We start from the raw sequence: 19,720 nt of genomic DNA on the forward strand, positions 1-19,720 counted from the left end.
CGGCAAAAGGACGGGTAAGGGTTGGAAGGGGAATGGGGACTCAAGGGTAAGAGCCCTATCCGAAAAGGCTAAAAGGCCATTGACCCTTTCATTTCTTGAGAGGCCACGATGCTCAGTCTGTTTCGCCGCAAAAGGCAGAAGCCCCCTCCGCCATCAACCATAAACGTCGCTGAAGGTTACTTGCCCGTCGAGTCGCCCCATAACTTGTTAGCCGCGGAGCACCGCCGCCAGTTGCTCGATCGCATCTGGCAGTACACCGCCCTCTCCTATTCGCAGTTCAGCCAGCTCTATTTAAATCCGATCCATCGCTACGTCGAGCTGGTCCAGCAGCTTCCAGCCAGCGAGACGCACCATCATGCTTATCTTGGCGGCATGCTTGACCATGGACTGGAATTGGTCGCCTGTAGCCTGAAACTGCGTCAGTCATATCTGCTTCCCACCGGCGCCGCACCCGAAGACCAAGCCGCCCAGACCGACGCCTGGTCCGCGGGCATCGCCTATGGTGCCCTGCTGCATGACATCGGCAAAATCGCCGTGGACCTGCTGGTCGAACGCCAGGATGGCAGTGTTTGGCATCCTTGGCAGGGCTCCCTGGATCAACCCTACCGTTTTCGTTACCTCAAAGGTCGTGACTACCACCTGCACGGCGCCGCCGCAGGCTTGCTCTACATACAGATTCTCGACCGCCCGATCCTCGATTGGCTCAGTGGATTTCCATCGCTGTGGGCCAGTCTGCTTTATGTCCTGGCGGGCCAGTACGAACGTGCCGGCGTGCTGGGGGACCTGGTGATGCAAGCAGACCGTGTTTCCACCGCACAGAACATCGGTGGCAACCCGAGCAAGGCGCTGCACGCACCAATCCATTCGTTGCAACATCACTTGATCAACGGACTGCGCCATCTGGTTCAACACGAACTGAAACTCAACCAGCCAGGTGCCGCGGGATGGCTGACGCACGACTCACTATGGCTGGTCAGCAAGACTGTCACAGACAAGCTGCGAGCCTATCTGCTGTCGCAATCGATTGAAGGCATTCCCTCGTCTAACCTCGCGGTGTTCGACGAGCTGCAATCGCATGGATTGGTTGAGTCTACGCCGGAAGGCAAAGCCATCTGGACTGCGCTTGTCGCGCAAGACAACTGGCGGCAGAGTTTTACCTTTTTGCGCCTCCAACCAGCACTGATTTGGAGGAATAAAGACCGGCCTGAGGCTTTCAGTGGAACGGTGAGCATTGAGGCCCATGACCACTCAACTGACACCCCGGTACCAACACCAACGCCCGAGACAGCCAGTACAAGATCAGGTCAAAGTCAACCGCAGCCGGATACCTTGACAGTAGAGGATGCCGATTACCTGGGCACGCTGCTGGACATGTTCGAATTGGAAGAGCCCGAGGCCAAGGACGCACTGTCAGAAAGTGCTGTCGAAACTTCAACGCTTCAGTCAGACAACCCAGGCGCGGCGTTCCTGAATTGGGTCAAGGAAGGCATTCTCAGCCACAAGCTGATCATCAACGACAGCAAGGCTAAAATCCATACGGTGAGTGGCAGCGTATTGCTGGTCACTCCAGGCCTCTTCCAACGCTACGCGCAGGAGTTTCCCGGTATCTCTCAGGGCACCTGCCAAGAGATCGAAGAATGGCGTTGGGTGCAAAAGCAGTTTGAGAAGCTGAAGATTCACAAGAAGCGAAACAACGGTCTAAATATCTGGACATGCCAAGTGCAAGGCCCTAGGAAGAAAACAACTTTGAAGGGCTACTTGATTGAGGATCCCAAGCTATTTTTTGAATTGATGCCACTCGATAATCCTTTTCTTAAAATCGAAACGAATTAAGTATCCGGAGTGCCCCATTGGTCCTCCCTTGCTCACGAAAAGCACATGATCAGGGGATTGATCGCCTCAGGCTTGAACAAGCGGATGCCCTGCTCCACCAGCCAAGTCCCGACCGGCCACACCACTTGGATAACCATCAGCAGTGTGAAGCCCAGGAATGCCCTCAAGAGATATTCATGAGTCATCTTGATCCCGGTGATTTTTCTGTTCACGAGTGAGTAGTTACAAAGGACCGCTATTGATAGCTGTTTGGCCAGAGCCGCTTTGGGGCTGTCTTTTTTCCAGCTCGCGGCGATTTCACCAGGCCCAAGCTGAGTAAACCCAGATACCTTTAATGTGCTGAATGCCCATGCGCCGGCGCGCAGCAAATACGTAACTGCCCAGGCGAAGACGAAGAGCCCAGTGAAGCCAAGCACCTTACTCAATTTGTCATTCCAAAGGCTTGGCAGCAGGGAGACCAAGACAGGAATAAGTGCCGTTATGGCGGCAAGGTAAATGCCGGCTTTGGCATCAGCACCCTTTCGTCGATCAACCTCAGCATCAAAAAGGCGGCGCGACTCATCAAGCGCAACCTCGCTGTCCTTCGACCAATTCCCCTGCCTTACCGATGTCGCGATGCTACGCATCCATTCATCATCAGCAGCTTTTTGTGCTGGAGACAGATCCACCACAACCGGCCATGTGAACCGTATTACTCGGTTCAACCGCCCCCACCCATCAGCCATGAGAAATTCCGACTAGATTGTCCACAATAGCGGAAGCGATTGGGTACCCGGTTAGATTCTCAATCCATGCCCACTGGCCGTTCGGGTTGATTTCCAGGAACCACAGTTTGCCTTGTCGGTCGCAGATCAAATCGATTGCCCCGTATCGCAGTCCTAGACGCGAGACGAGCTCTAGGCACTGCCGTTCGATCTCGACAGGTAGATTGATTTTCTCGTGCCGTAAATCTGGCCTGCTGCCCTGGCGCCAGTCGACCTCGGTCTCGCTGTGCTCCTGCGACCAAATCGCAGTGGCGAAGAGGCGCTCGCCTACTACGGTGACCCTGACGTCATATTTTTTCACAACCTCGGCCTGGACAATGAAAGGTGTCAACGCCATCGCTCTTGCCTGACCGTCGTCCAAGGTATCGAGGCGCTTGGTGAAGATGACACGTTCGCGTTCGCCAGCCAAAACGGCCTGGCGCAACGGCTTGCCAATGGCTTGATCAACCTGGGTAATCTGACGCGCTGATCGAATGTCGTTGGTGATAACTACGGCCGGCACATTAAAGCCAATCTCGTGAGCCATCAACAGCTGAAGGGGCTTGTCCTCGGCGTTGAAAATCCTGGCAGGTGCATTCAGCCAGCAGGCATCCAGACGCGTATAGAGACTCTTTAAAAAGCTGCTCCATTCGGCTTCGATGTAGGCTCGCTCTCCCGGATCGACCACCTCATCAGGCACGATAGGGGCGCCAGGCCGGCGGAAGTAGGCGCCCGTCACTTGGTCGCCACGGATGGTTTTGCCATCCAGCGTAATTGACCACGCTGTACGAGGATGACTATCCATGGTGCACAAGGATTGTGGGAGCAACTCCGTGTTCACGCGAAAGTATGGAGTGTTACGACGACGCACCTCGGCGACAATGTAGTCCATCGTGATATCACGACGGTTGGTAACCAATAACAACATGAGCGTTTCCCCATCAGCCTTCGTAGTACCGGGTATCCAGTCCGAAGGTGGGATCGCCATTGTCGTCGTGCTCCAGTTGGAGATTGGTCTTGGTGATCAACTCAAGGATATAAGTGGCTTCGCAGCGGTCGTCGCGTTCGGTAGTCGAATCGGTCTTGGTCACGAGCTGAAGGAGATGGTTTGCTTCCCGAGTGTGCTCGTCATCGCTTTCGACGTTTTGGGCAGTCTTCGTCATCAGCTCCAATTGCCAGGTAGCCTCATCATCCTGCTCAGCATTTACCTTCGTCTTGGTGAGGAGCTCGCTCAGCGCCCCTTGCGCGATGATAGGCTTTATGCCCTCCGCGGTATCGACAACCCACATGTCAAGGGCAGCAGAGTAGTAGCCTGGGATCTTTTCCTCACCAGTTCGCGTCGTAGCGCCACCCGCCAGAAAAGGCGAGGACACCAACGTCTTTTCCATTGCACCCATACGTCGAACCTCCTGTTGACCTGTCGCGCCAGCGCGGCGGGTAGCTGACAGTACCATCAGGCCATCATGACGGTAAATATGAACGATCGGGATAGTGGCTGCGTACCTCAACCGCCATCCCTGGAGAGATGCCTTTAGCTCTTGCCAAGCGAGCGAACAACATGGTTTTTAGATTCCCAGAGACGTGGGTCGTCCGCGGTTAGGCCCCGCGCAGGATCCGCTCAAGCAAGTGCAGATGCAAAGACGTGATCACCCAATTTCGCAGGCCGTGCAAGAACACGTTTGCGACGGTCTTGCTGTTGGCACTGGCGTCGAATTGACCTATTGGCCGATGCCATGATGTTCCAACAGCAATCCGCAAAAAAAGCAGTGGTAACGGTTCATAAGGTAGAAGCTTGAATCAATAAGGTTTCAGCCACTAGGTCAATGCTGTGCTGGCTGGCAATAACACCTGCGGCTAAGAATCGAGTATCTGTACAGCTATGCCACTGCACTGCTCGAGAAGCGCCGCTATCACAATTTTTAGCTTACTCGCGTCATAGGTGCCTGATTCAACAGCTTCAGGGGTGGTCTTATAAAACGCCTTCGCGTAGCTATCTTTGTAGTCGAGCGAGCCTTGGTAAATACCCAGTGACTCCTTGTAATTCGTCCAAGTGACCTGTGGTGATGGGCGGCCCTCCAACCTGAAGTCGAGGTAACATTCGATAGCTGCAGCGCAGCCATTGATATCAGCATTCGCAACCCCACTCGGCCCCTTGGCCGGGAAGTCGCGCAGCTCATTCAGGTCGGGTAGCACCATCACTTTCATGTTTACTGGGAATTTGAAGCGTTGAAGAAGGCCTCGGTAGGTATCAATGCCTTCAGCATCGTTGTCTAGGAGGAAGATCACACGATTGTGAACGTCAATTTTTACCAACCCTTCAGCGAATTTCGAAAGATTTCCAGTGCCGGAGAAGGGGTGACGGTCTTCGATATCGATGAAGCGGAAAAAATCCTCGATATCTGGCCTTAGCAGCGATAGGCCGCGCTTCAAAATGTGAGTATCAGATGTGCCTTCAGTCGCGACCAAATAAGTCTGGGTTCGACGCGCGTTGCCGACGAAGTCCTCGTTTTTTGCCCAGCCTGCATCAACGAAGATGCCGTAATCCCAGACAACGTCTTCGTTCAGGTTGGCAGGATTTTCAGCAAGGACCCGAAGGGTAGAATACGGGCTCAAGAAGCCGATCAGAGAGCCAAAGTGGCTGCGCTCGGAATAACCTCCGATGTCGCGGTCGAAAACCCCACTCGGCAGTAGCGAAACCGCTGGGTCAGCGGCGAAGCGGCCTTGTCCCTGCGCATGCTCAGCATCATAGCCTTGGACATACTCGTTTTTAAGGTCCCTCAAAGCATACGCCTTGACGAAGTCGACAAACTGTTCGAACGTCAAACGCTCGGGCCGGACTTCGTTGGGTTCATACTCGGCGAACTGATCGCGGTCGAGCACGACCTGCGTTTCATACTCCGATTTGACCGAGCCCATTGTGTATCCGAGTAGTTCCAACCGTGACACCATAGAACCAAGAGTTCGTGAAAAACATAACTCCATTTGGCGCAGGTCTTCCGGGTTATGAGCATAGTCGTAATCAATATTGCCGTGACGACGGAACCGGCGATCGCTCTCCTGATAGAGCATACCGTGGTCTATACCCATGTAGCCCGTACTATAAGTTAGATCAATACCACCTACAGACAGTGTGATTGGAGTGCTCATGAAATCTTATCACCTAGAGTTGACCTGTTATTGGTATCCCGATGCTGGCCGCAATGGCGGTACACCAGACATCCTCCAACTTCAGAACCGAGATAGCGCCCGTCGATATCAAACATCTTCCCAAAGGCGATACACAAACCCTTGAAGATGACACCATTTTTGGTAAGCAAATCTAGACTACCGTACCCTGTCATTACCGCAGTCTGTCTACCCCCCGCGGCTGCGCTCCTCGTGCGTATCTACTTCAAAGCAGGAAGCTCCTCAAAACCAGCCACACCTAACTCGTCGCGCAACTCTTTGATGCAGGAAATTGGAACTGCCAACCAGAACAGATTTCTTGCTCTGGTTACCGCCACATAACCGATACGACCCTCTTCGCTATCGGTGCCAGCCAATAACGCTTGGACATTGGGCTTCTTCGCCACATACAGCACTGCGCCGATGGACTCACCTTTTACCTGATGGACCGTCTCTACCCTGATACCCGGCCCCTGTTTGGCATCTGCACCTTCACCAGCAAGCGGGAGCTCTAGGAGCTTGGTCTTTGCCAGCTTGTTACCAAAGGTGCCAACTGCCTTCAATCCAAACTGCTTTTCAATCTTCGCAAGTAGGATTTTAAGATTCTTCACAAGACAAGGATGCCAATCGGTTTTGGCAATGAGAGTTGAGGATGGCAAACCAGCTTCTTCATCGCGAATAAAGGCCCATATCAGTCGCCTCAACCGCAGCATCCATCCCTCATACGGGGCACCTTGTAACTCGGTACTGAGTCCGTGGGGAGGGTCATTCAGCAAACCGACGACAGCTCTGCATACACATTTAAAACACTCCTGATAGCGCCCTTGCTTATCTCGTAGCAACGCCGCTTCACTGAACATGGCAACGGTGCCTTGTCCCGGAGGAGCGACCTTTCCAGCCAGCACCACTGCTCGATCCGCCGATCTGCAGATAATTGCTGCATCGTCGTGCGGCATTTTCAACTCGTCGATTCGAGCTTTGAAGGAGTCAAATAGCCTGGGGAGTTCCGAATCTTTGTACCCAATGAAATAAGCTCCCCCCGCCTCGGGATCTCGATCTGGTTTGTCGTTCCTGCCACAAAGTCGGTTCGCAATGTCGATGATCGGTGGTAACGAACGATAATTTCGAGTCAACTTGTATGGGGTGACACCGGCCCGCGCCTCGTAGGTGTGCAGAAACATGCCGTCAGCGCCCGCGAAAGCGTAGATGCCTTGATTGACGTCCCCGATGAGGGACACGGTTGCACCGGCCTTTATCAGGAGTTCCAAGATAGCCTGATGCAGCGTGCCCAGATCCTGAGACTCATCAACGATGATTTGCGGATAACGGGCTACTAAAGCTCGAAGCACAGCCGGCTGCTCTACCAAGGTTCGATAAACCCAGTAGCGTCCGAGGTCATGGGTGTAAGCGCCTGTGCTGCCAAGCCGTGTGACAGAATCTAGCGCCTTCCAGGTGACAAGATGTGCGGGCCCAGCGTGGGTATCGACGAAGAAAAAGGGACTCCCTTCTTCCATTCCTACCTTTAGTTCCTTGACCGTGAGCGGGCGGTCATCTCCCCCTGGCCAATACTGATAGTTACTCAGGAACGGCTCAGAACCTGCTACGAGGTAGGCAGCCTTGGTCGCTGCCATGGTCCGATAGGCATGAGGTCGAAGTACGTGCTGCGTAAAAAAACCATCCAGCGTGTTGACCTCTACTAGCTTGCGATTGGCATCATCCGGCAGCGCCGACGCGAGCTGTTGATATCCCTTGTTGAACGTGTTGACGGCCACATTGGAGAACGACAACAGCACGACACGACCTCGGCTTTTTTCCATCTTTTGCCGAACTGCGATCAGACGCCTGATTGCGGTAGCGGTTTTTCCGCTTCCAGCACACGCCGTTACTGAAATCGGACCCAACTCGGCGCCGATGACATTTTTCTGTTCATCAGACATCCTCATGCTTGTTCACTCCCTTGCAGACGTGCCGGATTGCTTGCTCCAGATACTCGGGTACCTTACAGCCAGGATGCTTAGCAATGTGCTCGGCGAGTGCCTGGGCGTAACGGCCTTTCTGCACATTGCTGCTACTATCCTTGCGCTCGAACATGCCGCAAAACAGTGCCTTGGCTTTCGCGGTGTTGTCTGGCTGAGCGTTGACGATCTTGCCCAGCGCCTTGGCAATTCGTGGATGGGGATCGCCGAGAGCCGCCAGCATGGCCTTACGATTCTCCTCAAGAAGCGCCAAGTCATATTCCAGAGTTTTTAAACCATGGAAGATCTTCACAAATGCATCTTCCATACCCTTCATCTTGGTTGTATTGCTAGAGATCCGCACCTCATCCCCAAGGGAAGGAAAGACCTCAACACGCTTGACCTTTTTCTTTTTCGCTCCGACTTCGGCTTCAGCTGGCTCTTCGTCCTCTGGCTGCTCCCCCTCCTCTGGCTCACCAGCCTCTTCCTGGTAGCTAGCCTCAGCGAGAAGATCTTCGATCACTTCATCGCTCAATTCACCCTGAGCCTCGCCCTGAATCTCTACCTCTTCGAAAGGGTCGGCGTCAGTGATTACAGAAACCGGAATCCGCAAACCTTTTTCGCCGAACAATGGCAGGAAGGAATCGAAATTGAGCCCCTCCACGCTGATAAGGCTGACACCGTACTCACGCAGATCGAGATTTATGAGTTTTGCGAGTGCATCGACCAGCATGAGCTCGGCGGCCCCTTCGACGAAGATCACTCGACGAGCAAAAAACAGTTCGGCTCTGGTTACATCCAGATAGCGTTCGAGCTTTTCGCGCTTCCCCTTCTCAAAGGTTATGTCACGGGGGAAGAACGTCTGCACACCTGCCTCGTTCTCGACCAGACAGACCAACGCCTCAAGCTCTGAGTTACTGGCGAAATTGGGGGAATGGCTTGTGACGAAGAGTTGAACTGTTTTTTCGCCCTCACTTTTAGGCACGCTAGCGAGGTAACGAAGTAAAACCCGCTGCAATTGTGGATGCAGGTGCGCCTCAGGCTCTTCTACAATCAAACTCCGATAGGCAGCATCGGGATTTTTAGCCAGCTCGCTCAGCACCACAGCCATGAAGATCAGGTTGTTGAAACCAAGGCCGTTCTGCTCAATCTCCAACGCCTCTGCAGTAATGGAGAGCCTTGCCGAAAGACGCTGGAAGTCCGTGGCAGTTAGGCCAATAGCAAGCGCCTGCGCCAACTGCTCACCCATCATCAAGCCGTGACGGGAGGAAATTGCGGCATGAGTGCTCTTGATTGATTCGTTCAATTGAAGCTCGTCATCCAGCTTCTTCAGCGCATCATTAATCGTCTTGCGGCCGTCATCATCGGTCAAAAGATGAAGCAAGCGGGCCAATTGGCTGTTTCGGCTAGGACGAAGCCCCTGGGCCGCATCACGCAGAGGCTGCAAATAGACGCCCCGAAGGTTCTCCATCATATCGGACGTGAGCGCGACCTCCTGATGATCACCGCACCATCGTTTTACTTTGAATCGCCCTGTCTGATCCGCATCGGTGTACCGTACATGGATGTGCGCCTCCATAGCGTTGTCTTCACACGGTGTTAGCGCCGCAATGAAGTCTGCTTCATCCTCATGGCTAAGTCCTTTAAAGACAAAGTGGAACGTGATGTCGCCTGCCGGCTCGCCTTGGTTGGGACGGTGTCGGTCAGAAGTATCAAGACGGGGGTACGGTTCATCATGACCCGCGAGAAGGGTTCGAAGCGCGTCGACTACGGCGCTTTTGCCCACATTGTTTGGGCCTACCAACACGTTCAGTCCCGGCTGAAATTTCAGCTTGGCGTCACGCAATTTGCGGAAGTTCTTGATCGTCAGCTCAGCGAGGTACATGAAAGACTCCATCCTTGTTTTGCAGATCAAATCCTATTGAGCTGAAGCGTGCAATAACTGATACGTGATGGATGCTGCCTCAATCGCTCCAAGCTGGAGCAGCTCTTGCTTGCACAGCGACAAAGCCAACGGAGTCATGCTGGAATTCGTCATGAACTACCATTCTCGATCGCTCACATATCGGGTGCGGTTGGGAGCAATAATGAGGGTAGACTTCAATTTTCTCTGCCTGGAACTGCCGTTCTAGAGCCAAGCCAAAATGTTTTGGCGACCCGGAGAGCATTTGAAGAATGCCTGACACCGCCGATAAGCTATTCAAAGACAGGCTTCACACATGCCTTCCGAGGTTAACTCCTCATTTTACGAGCCCCCCCTTATATGAGGGCATAGACGGGGGTACATGTAACCCGTGGTAAAAACGATTCCCCCTTTTTTAATGCTCCCAGCGACAGTTTCCATCTTAAAAACTGGTAGCTCCGAACAGAGTCTGCCCTTTAGGCGAATCACAGCTACGGGCGCCGACGGCATAATGCCATCACGCCTGGAGCAAGTGATTGCCTTGTGCTACCACTCGAGTCAGAATGTGCGCAAAGGAGTTTCGGCTAGGTCACGTTGAACATGGAAAGGATGCCAGCAAGAGCGCAAAGCCCAAGGATAATCCTCGCCCAGGGTGTATCCGTCGCAGCGCCGCTCATCTCGCGTCTCCCCACTGGCATCAAACATCGCGCCACGACTTCCCGCTGCAAAAGCACCAACAACCGAATTCCTTTCACTCCAGCGGCCTATTCCCTCACACAAGGGAGCTATAGGATCCCACGCGAATCTTTCCTTGTGCCGGCGTCGTCTCCACACGCTTACCCGGCACCATCAAGCTTTCACTCGCAATATATGGTGGCTTCGTGGGCAAGCGCTCGCCTCAGCGCTCGCACTCATTCAGACAGTAATAGCCAACCACAACACATCAGGCCTTGTTTGCGGCATGTACGACCTTGGAGCATGGGCTGAATTATGAGTTCTGTAGCAAGCAACGATTCCGCAGACCAAAAGAAAGATTGCGACCCCTATAGCGCCGGGGAACAGGGATTGGGCTACATCTTCCAACCCCGCTTTGCGCTGTACCAGGCATTAGAGCTTCCAGAGGACACCGCGATCCTCATCGAGAAGGAAGATGACCTCGACTTCCTGGAGTCCTCTGGAAAGAAGACACTGGCCTCTCTCAAGCACAAGGCTGTTGGTGAACGCCTGACTGACCTATCTGTCGACTTCTGGAAGTCGGTCAATATCTGGCTAACTCGTTACCAGGCTAATGGGCGGGTTGAGTCTGACTATCAGTTTTTTCTGTTCACCACCTCGTCCGTCGCACCGGATTCATTCTTGAAATTCTTTCTGTACGGCGCCAATACAACAGAGGCTCAGCCCAGCCTTTGGCAACTGACAGAGAACACGCTCGCCACCAGCAAAGCGAAATCGTTCACCAAGATCAAGGAGTTGCTCTCGAAGCTGACAGCGCTGGAAAAAGAGGACTTCGTATCGAGAATCACGATTATTGACAGCACGCCTCGGATTGGCGATCTCCCAGCACTCATCAAGGCCCAGAAAATGCGGCCAATCCGTGCTGAGCACAGAGATGCAGTCTTTGAGCGTCTGGAGGGATGGTGGAATGACCTGATCATCCAGATGCTCTGCGAGCCGCAGAGCGAGCCCGCATATGCCCGGGATGTTTCTGAGAAGCTGTTCAACTTCAGTGAAGAGTACAAGGATGACAATCTTCCGATCACCTTCGAGGACGCGATCCCCACTTCCCCCATTGATGTGAGCATCGATAATCGGCTTTTCGTAAGTCAACTACGTGAGTTGAAACTGAGCCCCAGCCGCATTCGAAATGCGATCCTGGACTACTACCGAGCATTTGAGCAGCGCTCAGCCTGGGCGAGGCAGCGCTTGGTGGGCTCTGAAGAAATCATGAAGTATGAACGCCGGCTGACGAATGAGTGGGAGCGCACCAAAGATGTCCTATTCGACGATGATGTACTCGGTGCGTCAATCGAGGACTGTTCTGACCCGGAACTGATTGCCGTTGCCAAGAAGCTGTATACCTGGGCTGAGACAGAAGCCCAGAAGCTTGATCACCTGAAAATCCGGGCACGTGTGACAGAGCCTTACGTACTTCGCGGCAGTTTTCAGATTCTCGCTAACAAGCGCCCCTATCCCACCGTTTACTGGCATCCACAGCTTCTGGATCGCCTATCCAAGGCTGCTGGAGAGACCGAATGATTCGCTGGGATGAGCGTCCGTTTGAGACCAAAAATTTGTTCAACCCTGCCTTTTGCGCGGTAGTCCTGATGCGTGCGCTCAAGGCCTATGCGGTGGTAGATCCCAAGGGGATGCCCTTTTCGATGTCACTGCTTGTATTGCCGCTGAGCCTCCACCAGGAATCTCGAAGCGCGCTGCTCAAGCACTACAAGGGCTACTTGCTCAAAACGGTGGAAACCTACCCCCAGATGCAAATCGGACTGGCAGAGAGGGTAACTGAAATGCTGCCGTTCACTTTCGAGGCATTTGCGTTGGCGCACTACACCGATTGCTTCGAGGTCACCCCGTTGGGACGACTCCTCCCGAAAGCCAGGAGGGTTAAAGCAGACATCGAAGGCACCGAGGAAACAGTGGCGTGCCAACGTGCAGCGGCTCTGTTGGGGAGAGAGTTCGCCAAGATTGCAGACAGGGTTACGGTGTACACCGCTTTTGGAATTCGACCATGAAAATCAGCTCCATCCACGTATACAGCCACGATGGCCAGCGCCGCGATGTCAACTTCGAAGTCGACGGACTCAACATCATTACGGGCCGCTCGTCGACAGGTAAATCCGCCCTTTCGGACATCATCGAATACTGCATGGGCCAATCCAACTTCAACGTTTCGGATGGTGTTATCCAGGACAAGGTATCCTGGTTCGCAGTGATCTATCAATTTCCGGACGTGCAGGTCATGGTGGCGAAACCGGCCCCACGGGCAGGCGGCGCGAGCTGCAGCCTGGCCATGACCCGTACCGGGGAGTTCGTGCAGCCCCTTGAGTTTTCCGAGTTAGTGGTCAACACGGACGACGTCGCCGTCACCTCGTTGCTGTCACGCCAACTTGGCATTCCGGAAAACCGCACAGAGGTGGCGGAGGAGCACACGCGTAACAGCTACGAAGCCTCCATCAAGCATTCGTACTACTACCTCTTCCAAAGGCAGGGCCTGGTCACCAACAAGGATCAGCTTTTCTATCGCCAGAACGAGCCGTTCCAACCCCAGGCGATCAGAGATACGCTTCCCATCCTGCTGGGCGCGTCAACCAATGAGCGATACGAGCTGCAGACTAGGCTACGGACAGCTCAGCGAGACCTGAGGGCCCAGACAAAGCTGCTGGAGCAGGCGAAGCAAGCCGTGGGCAACAACCGAAACCAGGCCATCGCACTGCTGACTGAAGCCAAGGCGGTAGGAATACTCCCTCAAGAATCCCCCATTGGGGAGGTCGAGGAGATCATTGCTGCCCTCAAAACGGCAGCGCATTGGACTCCCGCCAAACCGCACGCTCAGCCTGAGGACAAGGTACCCAAATTGGAGACTGAGCTGGCCAAACTGAGGAAAACCAAACGCGAGATCAAATCCAAAATTGAGGCCGGCCAGATATTCGAACGGCGTGCCGGCGGCTTCCAGAGCGAGGCATCGGAACACATCGACCGCCTCTTATCCATCAAGTCGCTTCCGAAGAATGCAACAACAGGCGAATGGCAGTGGCCTTTCGCCGAAAAGAATCTGGCCATGGAAACCCCCATAGCCCAAGCGCTCATCGGCGAACTGGCGTCCCTGGAAGCAGAAATGCAGACGGTGATGGGCCAACGTCCGCAGATTCAGGGCTACCTGGCGGAGGAAAACCAACGCCTTCAGGACACAAGCAAGTCAATTGTCGAGAAGGAAGCGGAGCTGACAGCCGCCATCGCCGCCAATACGATGCTGATGAACGCACAGAAGCAAAGCGACGCAGCCAGGTATGTGGTGGGGCGCATCAGCTTTTTCCTTGAGGGCTTCGTCCCAGACAATTCGCTAAAACAGCAAGAGGCTGACTATCGCCGTCGGGAAATGCGCGTACAGGAACTTGAAAAGGCACTGGCAGATGTTGATGTGGAAGACCGCCTGGCGTCGATCATGAACAGCATCTCGGCACAGTTCAATCTGTACAACAAACGCTTCGAATCTGAATTCAGTGCCTACCCTGCCCGATTCGACCTGAAGAAGCTGACCATCATTTTTGACCGCCCCGAGCGTTCTGTGCCCATGGCTCGGACAGGCGGCGGTGAAAACTACCTGGCCTATCATCTCTCCGCGCTGCTCGCTCTGCATTGGTACTGCGCCAAGAGCAATCGACCCATGCCGCGCTTCTTGTTGATCGATCAGCCGACCCAAGTGTATTTCCCCTCAGAGGAATCCTACAAATCGGTCGACGGTACGGTATTGAACACCGAGCAATCCGATGCCGATATGGACTCGGTACGCAAGCTGTTCAACCTGCTATACCAGTTCACGGTCGAAGACGTACCAGGCTTCCAGATCATCATCACGGAGCATGCAAATCTACGGGATGACTGGTTCCAGAAGTCTCTGGTCGAGGCACCTTGGAGCAAACCTCCGGCGTTGGTGCCAGAGGGCTGGCCACTCAAGGGTGAAGTGACGCTCTGACGAGCTGTTGAATGCCCCGCTTCTCTTGGCGATGGGTACCAAATGCATCCACTTGAGTTGCATCGAACCTAGGCAAAATCGGAAGCTAGATTGAGTCCTGGCCCCTCGTGCCAGGACAGCCTTACACCAGGAGTTGCCATGAACCCATCTGGCCTCTGTCGGAGATCTCCACTCGCGCACCTGATACACCTGGGGCAAAACTGGGAACATATGTGAAACTTATCTGCCTGAAAATACTGCTCTAGAGCCCAGTCAAAATGTTCTTTGGAGAGAACGACCTTTGACTGTGTTTACAGACTTGCGGCTTACCATGCCTTGCGGCGCGACTCAGCATCAACCGTTCTCTAAATAGGCCCCCGTTTAACAAGCGTCGAACGCCTCTCAAGTGGCACATCCACCGAGATCCAAGATTTCCGTGGGAGTAAATGTGGGAGTATTTTTCAGGCATGAAAAAGCCAAACCTTTTCAGATTGGGCTAAGTCATTGAATAATATGGTCGGGACGGAGTGATTCGAACACTCGACCCCTAGCACCCCATGCTAGTGCGCTACCGGACTGCGCTACGCCCCGACTAGGCGTGTTACTGGGTTCGCTTCGCAACGAAGCGATCAGGAATATACCGCAAGCTTTTGAAATGTGGAAGTATTTTAAAAGCCTGAATCATTTCTTCAACACCACCAGCACATCTTCGAGTTCGGAGATCATCTGGCGGATCAGTTGCTTGTATTGGGTGGTGTCGTCTTTGGCTTCATCACCAGACATGCGCTGGCGGGCGCCGCTGATGGTGAACCCCTGGTCATACAGCAACGCACGGATCTGTCGGATCATCAGCACATCCTGGCGCTGATAATACCGACGATTCCCGGTACGCTTGACGGGGTTGAGTTGAGGAAACTCCTGCTCCCAATAGCGCAGCACGTGCGGTTTTACCGCACATAGCTCGCTGACTTCACCAATGGTGAAGTAGCGTTTGCCTGGGATGACGGGTAGCTCGTCGTTATGACTTGGTTCCAGCATAAGCCTCAACTCGGGCCTTCAACTTCTGCCCTGGACGAAAGGTGACCACACGGCGAGCCGTGATCGGGATTTCTTCTCCCGTTTTTGGATTGCGGCCAGGCCGCTGGCGTTTGTCCCGCAGGTCAAAATTGCCGAAACCGGACAATTTGACCTGTTCATTGTCTTCCAGAGCGTGTCTGATTTCTTCAAAAAACAGCTCAACCAATTCCTTGGCCTCGCGCTTGTTCAGACCCAACTCTTCGTACAGACGTTCCGCCATCTCAGCTTTCGTCAAAGCCCCCATACGTCACTTCCTTAACGTGGCGTTTAACCTTTGTTCGAGCGAGGTGAGGATATTTTGTGTCGTGGTGTTCACCTCATCGTCATTAAGAGTGCGCGATGGATGCTGCCAGGTCAAGCCAACTGCAAGGCTTTTTCTATGCGGATCAATGCCTTTACCCTGATAGACGTCAAATAGCCTGAGGTCTGTCAGCCATTCCCCTGCATTTTCACGGATTACATCCAGGACGGCAGTGGCGGCGACTTCGCGGTCGGCGATCAGGGCCAGGTCTCGACGCACTTCAGGGAAGCGCGACAGCTCGCTGAATTTAGGCATCTTGCCCGAAGCGACTTCCGCCAGGACCAACTCAAAGACGAAGACCGGACGGTCAAGGCCGAGGGTTTTCGACAGTTCCGGGTGAATGGCGCCGACGAAGCCTACCAGGCGACCTTCGCGCTCGATACGCGCGGTCTGGCCAGGGTGCAGCGCCGGGTGGTTGCCTGGAACGAAGGTGAAATCACCCAATGCACCGGCAAAACCCAATACGGCTTCCACGTCAGCCTTGACGTCGAAGAAGTCCACCGCATCACGACCTTGTGCCCAGCCTTCCGGCAGACGGCTACCGCACACTACACCGGCCAGCATCGGTTCCTGCTTCAAACCGTCCAGTTGGCCGACAAAACGCAGGCCGCTTTCGAACATGCGCACGCGATCCTGCTGACGATTCAGGTTGTGGGAAAGCGCTTTCACCAGGCCTGGCCACAGGGACGAACGCATGGCGGCCATGTCGTTGGAAATCGGATTGGCCAACAACAACGGCTCGACACCGGGGTTGAACAGTTCGAACTGCTTCGGATCGATGAAGCTGTAGGTCACGGCTTCCTGGTAACCACGGGCAACCAGCAGACGACGCAGCTCAGGCAGGTGTGCACGCGCCTCCGCCTTGGGTTGCGGTGCCAGGCGTGCTTGCGGGTAACGAACCGGTAGACGGTTGTAGCCGTACAGGCGGGCGAGTTCTTCGATCAGGTCGACTTCCAGGCTGATATCGAAACGATGGCTTGGCACTTCAACGCGCCACTGCCCTTCCCCACCTGCGGAAATACCCAGCCCGAGAGCCGACAGAAGTCGCTCAATCTCTGCAGGCTCAATCATCAGGCCGAGCATTTGCTCGACGCTCTTGGCGCGCAGGGTGATAGGTGCAACGGACGGCAGATGCTGTTCGCTCACGGCCTCGGTAATCGGGCCGGCTTCGCCACCGGTGATGTCCAGCAGCAGGCCAGTGGCGCGCTCCATGGCTTCACGGGCGAGCTGCCAGTCTACGCCACGCTCATAGCGGTGCGACGCATCGGTATGCAGGCCATAGGAACGGGCCTTGCCAGCGATGGCGATCTGGTCGAAGAATGCGCTCTCAAGGAAGATGTCACGCGTGGTCGCGGACACGCCGCTGTGCTCACCCCCCATCACGCCAGCAATCGCCAGGGCGCGGGAATGGTCGGCGATTACCAGGGTGTCAGCCCGTAGCGTTACTTCCTGGCCGTCAAGCAGTACCAGCTTCTCGCCTTCTTCTGCCATGCGCACACGGATGCCGCCATTGATTTCGGCGAGATCGAACGCGTGCAGTGGTTGGCCCAGCTCGATCATCACATAGTTGGTGATGTCGACGGCAGCGTCGATGCTGCGCACGTCAGCGCGACGCAGGCGCTCAACCATCCATAGCGGGGTGGGCTTGGACAGGTCGACGTTGCGGATCACACGGCCCAGGTAACGAGGGCACGCGTTTGGCGCCAGCACCTCAATCGGGCGGACTTCGTCGTGCACCGCAGGGACGGCGGTAATCACGGGCCGGGTGACCGGGACGTCGTACAGCGCGCCCACTTCACGCGCCAGGCCCGCCAGGGACAGGCAGTCGCCACGGTTCGGGGTCAGGTCAACCTCGATGCTGGCGTCTTCCAGTTCCAAATAGGCACGAATGTCCTGGCCCACAGGCGCGTCGGCCGGCAGTTCCATCAGGCCATCATTGCCCTCGCCTACCTGCAGCTCAGCCTGGGAGCACAGCATCCCGTTGGACTCGACACCGCGCAGCTTGGCTTTCTTGATCTTGAAGTCACCTGGCAGTTCGGCACCGATCATGGCGAACGGGATCTTCAGGCCCGGACGCACGTTGGGCGCTCCGCATACGACCTGGAAGGTTTCCGTGCCATTGCTGACCTGGCATACACGCAACTTGTCGGCGTCAGGATGCTGCTCGGTGCTCAGCACCTCGCCCACAACCACGCCACTGAATACGCCAGCAGCCGGGGTAACACTATCAACCTCAAGACCGGCCATCGACAGACGAGCAACCAGCTCGTCGCGATTTACCTGCGGGCTTACCCAGCCACGCAGCCATTGTTCACTGAATTTCATCCTGCTCTCCTAATGATTCGTTACGACTAGCGAAATTGCGCGAGGAACCGCAAGTCGTTGTCGAAGAACAGACGCAAGTCGTTCACGCCGTAACGCAGCATGGCCAGACGCTCAACGCCCATGCCGAAGGCAAAGCCCGAGAACTCTTCCGGGTCGATCCCGGACATGCGCAGCACGTTGGGGTGAACCATGCCGCAGCCCATCACTTCCAACCAACCCGTCTGCTTGCAGACGCGGCAGCCTTTACCGCTGCACATCACACATTCCATGTCGACTTCAGCGGACGGCTCGGTAAACGGGAAGAACGATGGACGGAAACGCACCGCCAACTCTTTCTCGAAGAACACCCGCAGGAACTCTTCGATGGTGCCCTTGAGGTCGGCGAAGTTGATATCGCGATCAACCAGCAGGCCTTCGACCTGGTGGAACATCGGCGAGTGGGTGATATCGGAGTCGCTACGGTACACACGGCCTGGGCAGACGATGCGGATCGGCGGCTTCTGCGCTTCCATGGTGCGGACCTGTACCGGCGAGGTATGGGTGCGCAACAGCATGTTCGCATTGAAATAGAAGGTGTCGTGCATCGACCGGGCCGGGTGATGGCCGGGGATGTTGAGCGCCTCGAAGTTGTGATAGTCGTCTTCGACCTCAGGGCCTTCGGCGATGCCGTAGCCGATGTGAGTGAAGAACTGCTCGATACGCTCCAGAGTCCGGGTAATCGGATGCAGACCGCCCGAAGCCTGGCCACGGCCAGGCAGGGTCACGTCAATGGACTCGGCGGCGAGCTTGGCCGCAAGATCGGCCTCCTCGAGCGACGCCTTGCGCGCATTGAGAACCTCTGTGACACGCTCCTTGGCAACGTTGATCAGCGCACCGACTTGCGGACGCTCTTCAGCCGGCAAATTTCCCAGGGTCTTCATCACCTGAGTCAATTCACCCTTCTTGCCAAGGTAGTGAACCCGGATTTGCTCCAGGGCATTGATATCTTCAGCGCTTTGCACAGCCTCAAGAGCTTGAGCGACGAGCGCGTCCAGGTTTTCCATGTACAGACTCCAGATACAAAATAGGGGAAGAGCTTGAAGGCTCTTCCCCTATTTAAGACGTTTAACACCTTGGGCTACAGAGTAACCCAGGGTGACTGTCGGGGGTACTTAAGCCAAGGTGGCTTTAGCTTTCTCGACAATCGCAGCAAACGCCGCTTTTTCGTTCACTGCCAGATCAGCCAGAACCTTACGGTCGATCTCGATGGACGCTTTTTTCAGGCCAGCAATGAAACGGCTGTAGGACAGACCGTTAACACGAGCACCAGCGTTGATACGAGCGATCCACAGAGCGCGGAACTGACGTTTTTTCTGACGACGGTCACGGTAGGCGTATTGGCCTGCCTTGATTACCGCTTGCTTGGCAACACGGAATACGCGTGAGCGTGCGCCGTAGTAGCCTTTAGCAAGTTTCAGAATTTTTTTGTGACGTTTACGGGCAATGACGCCACGCTTTACACGAGCCATGAGTTACTTCCTCTAGTCTTGATCCAAAAATTAACGAAGGCGCAGCATGCGCTCGACTTTTGCCACGTCAGACGGATGCAGCAAGCTGCTACCGCGCAGTTGACGCTTACGCTTGGTCGACATTTTGGTCAGGATGTGGCTCTTGAAAGCGTGCTTGTGCTTGATACCGTTAGCAGTTTTCAGAAACCGCTTAGCAGCACCACTTTTAGTCTTCATCTTTGGCATGTTC

General features: G+C 54.8%; 16 protein-coding genes and 1 tRNA gene. 4 read left to right on the forward strand and 13 right to left on the reverse strand.

Translation table 11 applies throughout. From position 1 onward, the window contains the following. The first annotated feature begins 108 nt into the window (after window positions 1–108). Window positions 109–1,833, forward strand: coding sequence for a MobH family relaxase (gene mobH, locus QU606_RS25020; protein WP_304997745.1), 1,725 nt, complete (start codon window positions 109–111; stop codon window positions 1,831–1,833). Between the two features lie 32 nt (window positions 1,834–1,865). On the opposite strand, the gene QU606_RS25025 is transcribed toward mobH, so the two are convergent. The 6 genes from QU606_RS25025 to QU606_RS25050 all read right to left on the reverse strand — a co-directional run bounded on the left by QU606_RS25025 (window position 1,866) and on the right by QU606_RS25050 (window position 9,581). After that, complete coding sequence (locus QU606_RS25025) at window positions 1,866–2,558, reverse strand: hypothetical protein (protein WP_304997746.1); 693 nt, start codon at window positions 2,556–2,558, stop codon at window positions 1,866–1,868. Continuing rightward, entirely contained in the window at window positions 2,551–3,504 is a 954-nt protein-coding gene (locus tag QU606_RS25030) for a hypothetical protein (RefSeq protein ID WP_221399164.1), read from the reverse strand. Before QU606_RS25030 ends, QU606_RS25025 begins: the two co-directional genes overlap by 8 nt. Before the next feature lie 13 nt (window positions 3,505–3,517). Continuing rightward, complete coding sequence (locus QU606_RS25035) at window positions 3,518–3,973, reverse strand: hypothetical protein (RefSeq protein ID WP_304997747.1); 456 nt, start codon at window positions 3,971–3,973, stop codon at window positions 3,518–3,520. Window positions 3,974–4,430: 457 nt separating this feature from the next. After that, window positions 4,431–5,723, reverse strand: coding sequence for a HEPN/Toprim-associated domain-containing protein (locus QU606_RS25040; protein ID WP_304997748.1), 1,293 nt, complete (start codon window positions 5,721–5,723; stop codon window positions 4,431–4,433). 239 nt (window positions 5,724–5,962) lie between these two features. Continuing rightward, complete coding sequence (locus tag QU606_RS25045) at window positions 5,963–7,678, reverse strand: UvrD-helicase domain-containing protein (RefSeq protein ID WP_304997749.1); 1,716 nt, start codon at window positions 7,676–7,678, stop codon at window positions 5,963–5,965. Then, window positions 7,671–9,581, reverse strand: a complete 1,911-nt coding sequence (locus tag QU606_RS25050) for an ATP-dependent endonuclease (protein WP_304997750.1) — start codon at window positions 9,579–9,581, stop codon at window positions 7,671–7,673. The genes QU606_RS25045 and QU606_RS25050 overlap by 8 nt, the downstream gene beginning before the upstream one ends. Before the next feature lie 1,008 nt (window positions 9,582–10,589). On the opposite strand from QU606_RS25050, the gene QU606_RS25055 reads away from it, so the two are divergent. Genes QU606_RS25055 through QU606_RS25065 form a run of 3 tightly spaced genes read left to right on the forward strand, consistent with a single transcriptional unit; the run spans window position 10,590 to window position 14,301 of the window. Continuing rightward, window positions 10,590–11,855 carry an ABC-three component system protein gene (locus QU606_RS25055; protein WP_304997751.1) on the forward strand — a complete coding sequence of 422 codons (1,266 nt, stop codon included), beginning with the start codon at window positions 10,590–10,592 and terminating at the stop codon, window positions 11,853–11,855. After that, the gene (locus QU606_RS25060) at window positions 11,852–12,340 is read left to right on the forward strand and encodes a three component ABC system middle component (protein ID WP_230164764.1); all 489 of its coding nucleotides are present in this window, start codon (window positions 11,852–11,854) and stop codon (window positions 12,338–12,340) included. Before QU606_RS25055 ends, QU606_RS25060 begins: the two co-directional genes overlap by 4 nt. Further along, window positions 12,337–14,301, forward strand: a complete 1,965-nt coding sequence (locus tag QU606_RS25065; RefSeq protein ID WP_304997752.1) for a DUF3732 domain-containing protein — start codon at window positions 12,337–12,339, stop codon at window positions 14,299–14,301. Before QU606_RS25060 ends, QU606_RS25065 begins: the two co-directional genes overlap by 4 nt. Window positions 14,302–14,794: 493 nt before the next feature. Here QU606_RS25065 and QU606_RS25070 read toward each other — a convergent pair. The 7 genes from QU606_RS25070 to rpmI all read right to left on the reverse strand — a co-directional run bounded on the left by QU606_RS25070 (window position 14,795) and on the right by rpmI (window position 19,716). Beyond that, window positions 14,795–14,871, reverse strand: a tRNA-Pro gene (locus QU606_RS25070). 90 nt (window positions 14,872–14,961) lie between these two features. Next, a complete protein-coding gene (locus QU606_RS25075; RefSeq protein ID WP_003174972.1) occupies window positions 14,962–15,318 on the reverse strand; it encodes a MerR family transcriptional regulator in 357 nt (118 codons plus the stop codon). Continuing rightward, a complete protein-coding gene (ihfA, locus tag QU606_RS25080) occupies window positions 15,299–15,601 on the reverse strand; it encodes an integration host factor subunit alpha (RefSeq protein ID WP_002553164.1) in 303 nt (100 codons plus the stop codon). Before ihfA ends, QU606_RS25075 begins: the two co-directional genes overlap by 20 nt. A 3-nt stretch (window positions 15,602–15,604) precedes the next feature. Next, a complete protein-coding gene (pheT, locus tag QU606_RS25085; RefSeq protein WP_304997753.1) occupies window positions 15,605–17,983 on the reverse strand; it encodes a phenylalanine--tRNA ligase subunit beta in 2,379 nt (792 codons plus the stop codon). A 26-nt stretch (window positions 17,984–18,009) separates the two neighbouring features. Continuing rightward, window positions 18,010–19,026 carry a phenylalanine--tRNA ligase subunit alpha gene (pheS, locus tag QU606_RS25090; RefSeq protein ID WP_069076656.1) on the reverse strand — a complete coding sequence of 339 codons (1,017 nt, stop codon included), beginning with the start codon at window positions 19,024–19,026 and terminating at the stop codon, window positions 18,010–18,012. Between the two features lie 108 nt (window positions 19,027–19,134). Next, window positions 19,135–19,491, reverse strand: coding sequence for a 50S ribosomal protein L20 (gene rplT / locus QU606_RS25095; protein ID WP_002553161.1), 357 nt, complete (start codon window positions 19,489–19,491; stop codon window positions 19,135–19,137). 30 nt (window positions 19,492–19,521) lie between these two features. Then, window positions 19,522–19,716 carry a 50S ribosomal protein L35 gene (gene rpmI / locus QU606_RS25100; RefSeq protein ID WP_002553160.1) on the reverse strand — a complete coding sequence of 65 codons (195 nt, stop codon included), beginning with the start codon at window positions 19,714–19,716 and terminating at the stop codon, window positions 19,522–19,524. Between the last annotated feature and the right edge of the window lie 4 nt (window positions 19,717–19,720).

Origin of the sequence: Pseudomonas sp. OVF7 (assembly GCF_030644265.1) — a bacterium.
GTDB classification, from domain to species: domain Bacteria; phylum Pseudomonadota; class Gammaproteobacteria; order Pseudomonadales; family Pseudomonadaceae; genus Aquipseudomonas; species Aquipseudomonas gorinensis.